A 9,807-nucleotide genomic window follows, 5' to 3' on the forward strand; every position below is an offset into this window, starting at 1 on the left:
AATAGAGATCACATCATCGGGCTCGATCTCGCACTACCCGAGTTCGCTCTCCTCGCTAGAGAAACAGCTGCCGTGAAGAAGACAACCGATAGGCTTGACGAGGTCGCAGGCATTGAAGCAATGGCTGTGCGGTTTGAGCGACTCAACGCGGAGCTTGATCAACAACGTTGGGAGTCGAACCGCCCGGCATCCGACGCACTTCCCGACGAATTGACCATCAACGTCTCCGAGTAAGTATCCGAGCCCACCAGGACTGTCCGGAAGACTGTTCCTGTGGGTCGGATTCGAAACCCATGGTTTGACACCGGTTTGACATGGGCGACTTTGGGTCAGAACAAAAGGAAACCCCCAGGTCTGTGACCTGGGGGTTCGTTCGTAGCGGGGGCAGGATTTGAACCTGCGACCTTCGGGTTATGAGCCCGACGAGCTACCAGACTGCTCCACCCCGCGTCGTTGTAAGCAACATGGTACGCCTGATGGCGACGATCCGTCAAAGCCTGTCAGCGTCCCAGCGAACTACGGGCGAAACTTCGCAGCCAATTCCTCGCGAAGATCGCCAATCCAAACACAGAGCGTACGCGGGAGTCCGAGAGTGCAGCGACATCACCAGGCATGAATGGTTCTCAATCCCGAGCTAGCGAGTACCAAAGGCCAGGAACCGCATCTCGATACCGAAGGTCACCAGACCGCGGTCAGGCGGTCACACTCCAATTCCTGCTTCGGTTGTTACAAGGCCTACCCAGGTCTTGTAGGTCTCCACGTTGGCGCTGAGACGCAACGCTGTCGGGCACGTGCTGTGATCACACTTCACTTGACCGTCGTCAGCTACAAAGTCGAACATGCATATATCGCAGCTCACTTCCAGTTCGGGTGGTAATCCGGAACAGTCATAAAAGCTGCATGGTCTTGCACTTGGGTCAGCCAACTTGATGGGGGTGCAGCCGGGACAGTTGGGACGAAAGTCGCGAACGGCTTTCGGAAGATCGGCGAACTTCGAATCAGACAAGTCAGATTCCTCCAACGACATCTTCGCTCTCGGCCGCACGGTCCGTCAGGGCCATTTGACCCTATCAAGCGCGTACCGGATCGGCATAGCGGGGGATCGGCGGCCACCCGACCCCGACGTCATAGCCATGCAAGAAGCGACGAACGAAACGGATGCCACCATTACCAGCAGACGGAGTGGACCCGACCGTTGATGCTTGCCACCCGCCCTATGGTCGCATCGGAAACCCAACCATCTGACACATCGACCACACACGAGAACACAGGCAACAGTTCAACCGCGCCGGGCTCGACGGATTCGATGACCACGTCGGGAAGTCCGATCAGCAGAGCGGTGGACTCCCCCACCTGATCCTCGCGTTCCACATACAATGTTTGGGAATCAACCCACCCGATGCGGGTCAACCGGGACTGCTCGGTGGCTGCGAGCAGGTCACGACCGATGGTCACCACCGAGCCGTCCGAAACATCAATGACCCGATGAAGGCCACCGAATGCCGGATCGGGCCCGTAGGCCCCCACCAACAGATACGCGCCGTCTGGCGAGAACAAACCGCCGTCGGCAAGGACGCCCGGATCGAAGGCAACCTCGTTCGTCGTCCCGGCTGCGTCCACCGCGACGATCGCCCATGTAACCGGGGCCAGATCATCCACAACCCCGGCTGTGGCGACAGCCACCACGCCATCGGCACACGAGACGTCGAGGACCCAGACGGTGGGTTCAAAAACGCCGGCATCGGATTCGGGCGGAGCCAGCAACACCGTCCTCGCACCTCCTTCGACGAGAGCAAGCCCGTCCAGGCCCCGCACGATAACCGTCGACCCGTCGAGTACGTACACAAGTGAATCTGTTCGCAACAGGCGAACGTCGACTGTCGCCGCCTCCAGAGTTGCCGGGTCGAGCAACCACACAAACCGTGTCACTCCTCCGGTATTGGTCAACATCGTCTTTGACCCGAGGCAACCCGACCCGCCGTATGGTTGGGCGAGTAACAGGTCAACGATCGGCAATCCGGCCATGGTGGTGGTGGTCGACGATGGAACGGTCGTTGCGACCGTTTCGGGAATCGAGGTGGTAACGGACGCCGGTAGATCGAGCGGAGGTAGGGTCGGGACTGGAATCTGAGCACCTCCGGTGCAGGCTCCAAGCGCGAGCACCCCAACGAACATGCTCGTGATCCATTTCACAACCGTCACAACGGTAACGCTAGGTCAAAGGTTCCCCGCAACAGATCGTTGAGCCTTCGACGACGGGATGGTCAACCGGCGTCGTTTCCGACCATTGATCATCCGGTAGGTACCGGCAAACACGACGCCAACGACCGATACAGTCAGGGTGATCACGAACAGCGGTCGGAGGGCATCGGTCCCGGCAAATGCTCCGTGGAGTCCCGAAAACCAGAACGTCACATAGCTCATGAGGTGGATGCCACGCCAGATCCGTTTCGGAAGTCGCTTCATGGCCAGCGACGTTGCTTCGACGGCGACCAGGCCCCACATGCCAAGGACACCGAGAGCTACCGGTCCTGGCTGCCACTCACTGGCAAACGGCACCAACACGTCCATCAGGTCGAATTGCACATAGCTGTCGGCGATGAGCGAACCCACATGAACGACCACAAACGCCACCGTGAGTCCGCCCAGCCAACGGTGAAGATCGAGTAGCCAAACCGGTCGACGGTGCTTCGGAAACAGGTCGGTCGACAGAAAGATCCCCCACAGCACGGAAGCCGTCAGGAATAACCAGGCGACCACCCCGGACCCGCGAGCCAGAAACCACCAAAACTGCTCATTCATCGGGAAGCCTCATGTAGCGCGCGGCCGTTTACGTCGTCGGTGACCAAGCGGGCTCCGTCGAGTGTCGTAGCAACACCGGTCAGACCGTTCGAGGTCAGATAGTCGATCACGCCATGGGAGCCCGCCAGGATCGCCGCCGTGGCATGGGCTTCGGCCTGCCATCCGGTCGGGGCAACAACCGTAACGGCGGCGAGGTCCGTGGTCGAACAGTCCCGCGAGGTCGGATCGATGAGATGGTGACGGGTCGTACCATCGACACGCCAGCGGCGCGACAGCGTGCTGGAGGTCGCTACCCCACCGCCATCGAACTCCATGGTCAACAGATCACGATCAACGTCGAGTGGGTCTTCGATGACGACCTGCCATCCAGTCGGAGTTGGAGGACGACCAGCCGCGAAGAGGTCTCCGCCAATGCTGACCAACGCACCAGCGGAACCGCCCGCCAAGAGCTCATTGACAACCAGGTCGGCGGCCAGGCCCTTGCCAAGGCCACCCGGGTCAAGCGCCAGTCCGGGAGGAACCCATACTTGCGACCGTGGGCCGTCGAGTATGACGTCATGGACACTGAGGCCCATGCACGACATATCGATGGTGACGCTGACCCGGGCGGGATCTTCAATGCTTGTGGTGTAGCCGGCGACGAGCAGTTCGTGCATGAGAGTCGGATCAAACCGCCCGGCGGTCTCGACACTCGCAGCCTGCATGGTCCCGATGAGGGTGAGCGTGTCCGGCGCGACCGGGACCCACTCTCCATGGGATGTGTTGATACGGGTGATGTCGCTATCAGGCAAGAACCGACTCCAGCGTTGTTCAAGCTGGTCCAGCCGCCGTTCGGCTACCTCAATGGCTCCCGTGGCGGGGTCTACCACGATGAGCTGAGTTGCCGAGGCCATCACTCGAAAGTGATGTTCAGCGACTGCCATTGGTCCTCGCCACCGGGGCTGCCGACCGAGGGGCCTGCACGACCCGCACGACCGGTTGGGCGGTCAACGCAATAGGACCAGAGGCTGACACCGTCGCCACATCCTGAGTGGCCCCCGGGGCAGTCGTGTTGTGATGGAGCACGACAATTCGGCGAGGGGCTTCGGCGGGAGCCACGGGCAACGCTACCTGGGTCTGGGCTTCGGCGGCATTGATGCCGAGGGCGGCGACGATGCTGAACATCGCAGATACACCGAGGGCCGCGGCCACCACCCGGGACCCGAAGGCCGCATGACGACGTTTGGTGGGCCGGCGGGTACCTCCCGGCTGCGAATCCGGGCGGACCCCATCAGTTCGGGAGCCCGGCTTTGCGGGAGCCCCGGCCTGGTTGGCCCGCTCGCGAAGTCGGTCGATTCGGGCCAACTGGACAGGGTCGACGGAGCTGGCGGTATCAGTCATCGGCATCGCGGCCCTCGTGCTCTTCACGACCGTCATCGGACTCGTGGTCGTCATCGGAGTAACTTGCCGAGGCGGGGGCCACCGTGGCGGGTTGCTGCTCGGTCACGATGACCGGTTGATCAACCCGTGCCTCAACGGTCCCGTCAGGGCCCAGTGCGGCTACGAGCTCCAGGGTTACGAAATCTGACACGAAAGTAACGGTCAATTCCGAATCAGATGTTTGGCTACTCGACCAGGTCCAGCCTTCATTGGCGTTCACGGCCCCAAGACGAAGGGTCGACGAATTCGAGTCCAGAACCACCGAGCCGGCCGCATCGACGGCGAACTCCTGGGATACGAATCCGGTCGTCGTATCGGTGGGAGCAGGGGCGTCGTCAAGGTAGACGTCGACTACTTCAGGTTCGGTAACGGCAACCGGAACATTGGCGGCGAGCGTTCCGAGCGGGCTTTCGTCCGCCGAGGACAGGATGCCCATGTTGGCGCCGACTGCGGTAGCGGCGGTGAGGACGACGGCCGCGACGGAGGCTGCGGTAATCATGGCGTTTCGTCGTTGCATGGTGTTGACCTTTCAAGAGAATCGTTCGTTGATTCTTTGGTTGTGGTACCAACATACAAAATGGCGATCCAGCACAAACCCAGCGCTGCGTTAGCAATTGGTAAAGATCCGGACGAGCCGAGCACAGTTGTTCGGTCGACACCCGAAAGAGCCCATGGCCGCTGGCGAATCGGCGGTCTCATCCGTTCGACGAATGGGGGGTTCCCCGGCGGTTTCAGCCATCGGGCGTGATTTCGGAGCATTTTGGCCAGCGAATGGTTAGGAGTTCGTTACGAAACGGCCAAGACCTTGGCATACGGGCGGTGATCCTGCGAACCTTGCCACATGCGCCTGCTGGTAGTCGAAGATGACCGCTCGATCTCCGAGCCGCTGCGTACCGGACTCACCCGGGAAGGCTTTGATGTTCACCTGGTCGGTACCGGCGCAGAAGCATTGGCCGCCCCTCCCGCCGACCTGGTCCTGCTCGACCTCGGACTCCCTGATCTCGACGGTCGGGTCGTATGCCGGGAGCTGCGAGCCCGATCTCAGGTGCCGATCATTGTGGTGACCGCTCGCGGAGAAGAGATCGATCGGGTTACCTTGCTAGAACTCGGTGCCGACGACTACGTCGTCAAGCCTTTCGGGTTCCGGGAACTCGTCGCCCGGATTCGGGCCGTTCTGCGACGATCGAACCAGGATCAGACCGCCCCGCCGGCGCCTACCGGTAACACACCGATCGAAGTCGGCCAACTGACCATTGATCGACGCACCCGCAAAGTAACCCTGGCGGGTCAACCCGTCACCCTGACACCCAAAGAGTTTGACCTGCTCGCCTACCTGGCGGCCGACCCGGGAACAGTCCACACCCGCGACCAGATCATCTCAGACGTGTGGGACGAGAACTGGTGGGGACCAACCAAGACCCTCGACGTTCATATCGCGTCGCTTCGCAAGAAAATCGGTCCCGCCACCATCGAAACCGTCCGCGGGGTCGGTTTCACAATGCCTGATCAGCCGCCTACACCATGACACGGCGCCTCATCGTGTCTTACCTCATTGTGACGGTGTTCGTCCTGCTCGTGCTCGAAATCCCGCTTGGCCTCTTCTTTCAACAACGAGAACTCAACCGACTCACCGCCGATGCCGAGCGAGACGCCACCGTTCTCGCTTCCATCTATGAGGACGCCCTCGAAAAGGACACCATCCCTGATCCGGTTCCAGCTGCCAATTACAATCGGGACACCTCGGCCCGGGTGGTGATCGTCGACGACCAGGGCATCTCGCTCGTGGACACCGCGGCCAACACCGACCGGGATTTCTCGACCAGACCAGAATTCGAAATAGCCCTCAATGGCGGTCGGGCGACAGGAATTCGCCACTCGGACACGCTCAACGCCGACCTGCTCTACGTGGCCGTACCCGTGGCTTCGGGCGGCAACGTTCACGGGGCGGTCCGCATCACGCTCGATACCCACGAAGTAACCGAACGAGTCCAACGGTTTTGGATCGGTCTGAGCGGCGTGGCGATCGTGGTCCTCATCGGGGTGGCGGCGGTCGGCAAAACGCTGGCAAGCTCGGTTATTCGACCAATCCGACACCTGCAAACTACGGCTGCCCGATTCGCCGGAGGCGACCTGACCCAGACCGTTCCCGACCCCAGTTCCCCGCCTGAGCTCATCTCGCTCGAAGAAGCGATGAACACGATGGCCCACCGCCTGGACCGACTGCTCGAACAGCAACGCCAGTTCGTGTCGGATTCGTCACACCAACTTCGCACCCCGCTAACCGCCCTCCGGCTCAGGTTGGAGAATCTCCAGAGCACGATTGATGATCCAATGCAGGTGGAGGAACTCGATCTGGCCGTCGGCGAGATCGCCAGACTCTCGGAACTGGTGAACAATCTCCTCCACCTGGCCAAAGCGGACCAAGTCCAGGCCGTGGCACCCTGCGATCTCACGAAGCTGACCCAGGACCGGGCCGATACCTGGACTGCCATCGCCGACGAGGCGGGCCTCACCATCAAGACGCTGATGCCCCGCCACAAGGTCTGGGTAAGCGCGGTTCCGGGTGGCGTCGAACAAATCCTCGACAACCTCCTCGACAACGCCATGAGCGCATCACCGCCGGGCGCCACGATTACTGCCACCATTTCGGAAGGGAGCGACCGACACGTCCTTTCGGTCTCGGACACCGGTCCGGGTCTCGATGGCGAACAGAAACGGCTGGCCACCGAGCGCTTCTGGCGGGCCGATCCGAGCAAGCCAGGAACCGGTCTTGGCCTGGCAATCATCAAGAGTCTCGTCGAGGCATCACACGGCGAGCTAGCCCTGGCCGACAATTCACCGACTGGCCTGACCGTGACTGTCACCTTCGACGCAGCCGGACCACCAAGTTTGGATCCTGCCACCGCGGCGGGACAAAGCAACAGGAGACAGCTATGAACTGGCGAAAGTGGTTGAAACGGAGTCCGCTCATCCTGATCGGTCTGCTCGTGGTAATTCAGGCAGTGCCGTATGGTCGCGCCCATGACAACCCGCCAGTACTAGCCGAGCCGCAGTGGGATTCGGCAGCGACAAGACAACTGGCGGTGGCGGCCTGTTATGACTGTCACAGCAATGAAGTGGTCTGGCCGTGGTACACCAACATTGCCCCTATTTCATGGCTGGCCACCCATGACGTCGATGAAGGGCGCGGCAAACTCAACTTCTCGGAATGGAACACCGGCGAGCAAGAGACCGACGAGCTGGGCGAAGTGATCGAGTCAGGCGAGATGCCCCCCATCTACTACGGATGGATTCACCCGGCCGCCCGATTGACCGACTCTGAGATGCAACAACTCATCACCGGGTTGGAAGCGTCGGTCGGAGGACGTCGAGGATGACAGGTCCGGTGCTCAGAGTGCGCCGGGTCTCTCGCACTAGGGTCGGCGCCAGACCCAAACCGATGGAGCAACCATGATTCTCGAAGTAGCCGACTTTCGCACCAACGACCCCGCTGACTTCGAGATAGGCATGGAAGAAGTCAAGGGCGTGATTGCCGCCGCTGACGGCTATCACGGTCACACCGTGCAACGAAGTGTCGAGACGCCGGGTCGTTACGTGCTCGTCGTCCGGTGGGAGTCCATCGCCCATCACCAGGCGTTCCGGGCGTCGGACGCCTTTCAATCCTGGGTCGGGCGACTCGGACCGCACCGGGAAGGTGCGTTCGTTGAACACACCGAAACCGTGCTCAGCAACGGGTGGGACCTGTCGAGCTGACTTAGGTCACCTGGTCGGCGGGCGGCACCTGCCCAACTGCGGTCCGCAAGGTGGCGAGGAACTCGTCAGTTGGGACCCGGTGGACCCGGGCTGGGTGCCTGGTGAGTCACCTGTGCAGCATACGTCAGTCGTGCCGCTAGCCAAACGACCGGCCAACAGCTGCTTGGGACGCCATCGTTTCGTTTCCGGCCCCCTTGACGACCCCACCCCACGGTATGAACCAACCAGCAGTTTGCATCAGGGACAGGACTGCCCGGCCTCGCAAGACCTGGCTGGTACCATCCGCTCTGCGATGTGTGACGGATCCACGAGGGTCCTGGCACCCGCCGAACCTGGAGCGGATGAAGGCTATGCCGGACCGAATGCCTGTCATTCTTGTGGCAGACGACTCACGACTTGTAACCGAGTTGTTCAAGCGAGTATTTCAACAGCACGGCTATCGCGTCATAACGACCGCGAACGGCACGGAAGCGCTCGAAATTGGACTCACTCAGGACCTCGACCTGGCGGTGATGGACCAGGTGATGCCGGGCCGGGTAGGCGCCGAGGTACTCCAGGCGTGGAGGGCGGCCAGCATCGACGTACCCGTGATCATGGTGTCGGCCATCGAGGAGCCGCGTATGCGTGAGCAGGCACTTGAGCTCGGAGCCAGCTTCTATCTCTACAAGCCCATATCAAGCGACGAACTACTTGCGGCGGTCGACCGCCTCTTGGACCCCGACGGAGGAGTCGCGGCTCAGTGATCCCGCTCAGTCGGGTCGTGCTGTTCCTGGTCGCTCTCACCATCGTGGCCATGGCGACCCTTTTCGTCATCAAGCTGAGTCGCCACTATCGGGAACGCAAGGAGGCGTTTCGGGGCGCCGTGTACATCTCGACGCTTGGCGAGATCGTGAGTAGATCGATGGAGCCAAGTCACGACATCGATGCCTGGGCTGACGACCCGGCATTTCACGACACCTTGATCGACTTTTTCACGCTCGTAGCCGGAGAAGAGCAACGCATTCTCGTCGACCTCGCCGACCGTCTTCACATGATCGACCGGTTCCACGATGATCTTGCCAATGCCCGCCGGATCTCGACGCGCTTGCGGGCGGTGGCGGCTCTAGCGGCTATTGCCACGCCAAGGTCCCGACCGCACCTCATCGCTGCCCTAGGCGACAGCTCCCCCGAGGTCCGGATCGAGGCCGCCGCCGGGCTTTCCATCATCGGGCACGAAGACGATGTGCGACCAATCGTGGCGGCGCTGGAGAACGAGGATCTGTGGGTAGCCGAACGTTTCGCCGATGCGCTGGTCCGGTTTGGTGAAGTGGCCGTTCCGACGCTCTCGAACTATGTGCTCATCGCTGGACCGTTGCTCGACCCTGCCCCTCGCCAGTTACCGGCCGTGGTGCGCTGTCTGGGCCAAATCGGTGACCCCCGAGCCGTAACCGCATTATTGACCGCCCTGGACGGAACTGATGCTCAGCTCAGGATTCGGGCCGCCACCGCGCTGGGGCACCCGTGGGGCCGGCGAGTGCTCGATGCGCTTTTACGCCGGACCTCGGACCCCGACTGGCGGGTCCGGGCACAGGTCGTGACTGCGCTGGCACCCCACAACGACCCGAGGTCGATCCCTTTCCTCGTCGCGGCATTGACCGATCCGGCCTGGTGGGTTCGCCAAAACGCCGCCGCGACGCTCGGCACCATCGACGGCGGAATTGAGGCACTCTTCGATACACTCGACCACGAAGACCGATACGCCGCTGATGCAGCGCGTGCCCAGCTCATGGCCAGGGGACCGAAGGTACATGACGATCCATCGTCGGCCGCCAGATTCGCCGGTCTCTACCAGCC

The 9,807-nt window shown here is 61.7% G+C and carries 12 protein-coding genes and 1 tRNA gene; 7 read left to right on the plus strand and 6 right to left on the minus strand.

All coding sequences use genetic code 11. The features are described from left to right. Positions 1 to 72 precede the first annotated feature (72 nt). Positions 73 to 234: a hypothetical protein gene (locus JJE47_15420; GenBank protein MBK5268810.1), complete on the plus strand. Its 162-nt coding sequence runs from the start codon at positions 73 to 75 to the stop codon at positions 232 to 234. 142 nt (positions 235 to 376) lie between these two features. On the opposite strand, the gene JJE47_15425 is transcribed toward JJE47_15420, so the two are convergent. The 6 genes from JJE47_15425 to JJE47_15450 all read right to left on the minus strand — a co-directional run bounded on the left by JJE47_15425 (position 377) and on the right by JJE47_15450 (position 4,738). Continuing rightward, a tRNA-Met gene (locus JJE47_15425) sits at positions 377 to 450 on the minus strand. A 717-nt stretch (positions 451 to 1,167) separates the two neighbouring features. Next, a complete protein-coding gene (locus JJE47_15430; protein MBK5268811.1) occupies positions 1,168 to 2,202 on the minus strand; it encodes a hypothetical protein in 1,035 nt (344 codons plus the stop codon). A 15-nt stretch (positions 2,203 to 2,217) separates the two neighbouring features. Next, a complete protein-coding gene (locus JJE47_15435; protein MBK5268812.1) occupies positions 2,218 to 2,802 on the minus strand; it encodes a ferric reductase-like transmembrane domain-containing protein in 585 nt (194 codons plus the stop codon). Then, positions 2,799 to 3,725 carry an FAD:protein FMN transferase gene (locus tag JJE47_15440; protein MBK5268813.1) on the minus strand — a complete coding sequence of 309 codons (927 nt, stop codon included), beginning with the start codon at positions 3,723 to 3,725 and terminating at the stop codon, positions 2,799 to 2,801. Before JJE47_15440 ends, JJE47_15435 begins: the two co-directional genes overlap by 4 nt. Further along, positions 3,712 to 4,188: a hypothetical protein gene (locus tag JJE47_15445; GenBank protein MBK5268814.1), complete on the minus strand. Its 477-nt coding sequence runs from the start codon at positions 4,186 to 4,188 to the stop codon at positions 3,712 to 3,714. Before JJE47_15445 ends, JJE47_15440 begins: the two co-directional genes overlap by 14 nt. Then, positions 4,175 to 4,738: a hypothetical protein gene (locus tag JJE47_15450; GenBank protein MBK5268815.1), complete on the minus strand. Its 564-nt coding sequence runs from the start codon at positions 4,736 to 4,738 to the stop codon at positions 4,175 to 4,177. Before JJE47_15450 ends, JJE47_15445 begins: the two co-directional genes overlap by 14 nt. A 324-nt stretch (positions 4,739 to 5,062) precedes the next feature. On the opposite strand from JJE47_15450, the gene JJE47_15455 reads away from it, so the two are divergent. The 6 genes from JJE47_15455 to JJE47_15480 form a co-directional block, all read left to right on the plus strand. Further along, on the plus strand, positions 5,063 to 5,746 hold the full coding sequence (locus tag JJE47_15455; protein MBK5268816.1) for a response regulator transcription factor: 684 nt from the start codon (positions 5,063 to 5,065) through the stop codon (positions 5,744 to 5,746). Then, positions 5,743 to 7,158 carry a HAMP domain-containing protein gene (locus JJE47_15460; protein MBK5268817.1) on the plus strand — a complete coding sequence of 472 codons (1,416 nt, stop codon included), beginning with the start codon at positions 5,743 to 5,745 and terminating at the stop codon, positions 7,156 to 7,158. The genes JJE47_15455 and JJE47_15460 overlap by 4 nt, the downstream gene beginning before the upstream one ends. Continuing rightward, positions 7,155 to 7,598 carry a heme-binding domain-containing protein gene (locus tag JJE47_15465; protein MBK5268818.1) on the plus strand — a complete coding sequence of 148 codons (444 nt, stop codon included), beginning with the start codon at positions 7,155 to 7,157 and terminating at the stop codon, positions 7,596 to 7,598. The genes JJE47_15460 and JJE47_15465 overlap by 4 nt, the downstream gene beginning before the upstream one ends. Before the next feature lie 73 nt (positions 7,599 to 7,671). Further along, positions 7,672 to 7,974, plus strand: coding sequence for an antibiotic biosynthesis monooxygenase (locus tag JJE47_15470; protein ID MBK5268819.1), 303 nt, complete (start codon positions 7,672 to 7,674; stop codon positions 7,972 to 7,974). Positions 7,975 to 8,315: 341 nt separating this feature from the next. After that, positions 8,316 to 8,717, plus strand: a complete 402-nt coding sequence (locus JJE47_15475; protein MBK5268820.1) for a response regulator — start codon at positions 8,316 to 8,318, stop codon at positions 8,715 to 8,717. After that, the coding region (locus JJE47_15480; GenBank protein MBK5268821.1) for a HEAT repeat domain-containing protein at positions 8,714 to 9,807 on the plus strand (1,094 nt) is incomplete at its 3' end. The genes JJE47_15475 and JJE47_15480, both read left to right, overlap by 4 nt.

The sequence above is a fragment of the Acidimicrobiia bacterium genome, assembly GCA_016650365.1.
In the GTDB taxonomy this organism is placed as follows: Bacteria; Actinomycetota; Acidimicrobiia; order Spongiisociales; family JAENVV01; genus JAENVV01.

What these genes read in the sequence shown, in the direction of transcription:
- JJE47_15435 (MBK5268812.1), bottom strand. Translation starts at nt 2,802, where the DNA reads ATGAATGAGCAGTTTTGGTGGTTTCTGGCTCGCGGGTCCGGGGTGGTC.
- JJE47_15440 (MBK5268813.1), bottom strand. Translation starts at nt 3,725, where the DNA reads ATGGCAGTCGCTGAACATCACTTTCGAGTGATGGCCTCGGCAACTCAG.
- JJE47_15445 (MBK5268814.1), bottom strand. Translation starts at nt 4,188, where the DNA reads ATGCCGATGACTGATACCGCCAGCTCCGTCGACCCTGTCCAGTTGGCC.
- JJE47_15450 (MBK5268815.1), bottom strand. Translation starts at nt 4,738, where the DNA reads ATGCAACGACGAAACGCCATGATTACCGCAGCCTCCGTCGCGGCCGTC.
- JJE47_15455 (MBK5268816.1), top strand. Translation starts at nt 5,063, where the DNA reads ATGCGCCTGCTGGTAGTCGAAGATGACCGCTCGATCTCCGAGCCGCTG.
- JJE47_15460 (MBK5268817.1), top strand. Translation starts at nt 5,743, where the DNA reads ATGACACGGCGCCTCATCGTGTCTTACCTCATTGTGACGGTGTTCGTC.
- JJE47_15465 (MBK5268818.1), top strand. Translation starts at nt 7,155, where the DNA reads ATGAACTGGCGAAAGTGGTTGAAACGGAGTCCGCTCATCCTGATCGGT.
- JJE47_15470 (MBK5268819.1), top strand. Translation starts at nt 7,672, where the DNA reads ATGATTCTCGAAGTAGCCGACTTTCGCACCAACGACCCCGCTGACTTC.
- JJE47_15475 (MBK5268820.1), top strand. Translation starts at nt 8,316, where the DNA reads ATGAAGGCTATGCCGGACCGAATGCCTGTCATTCTTGTGGCAGACGAC.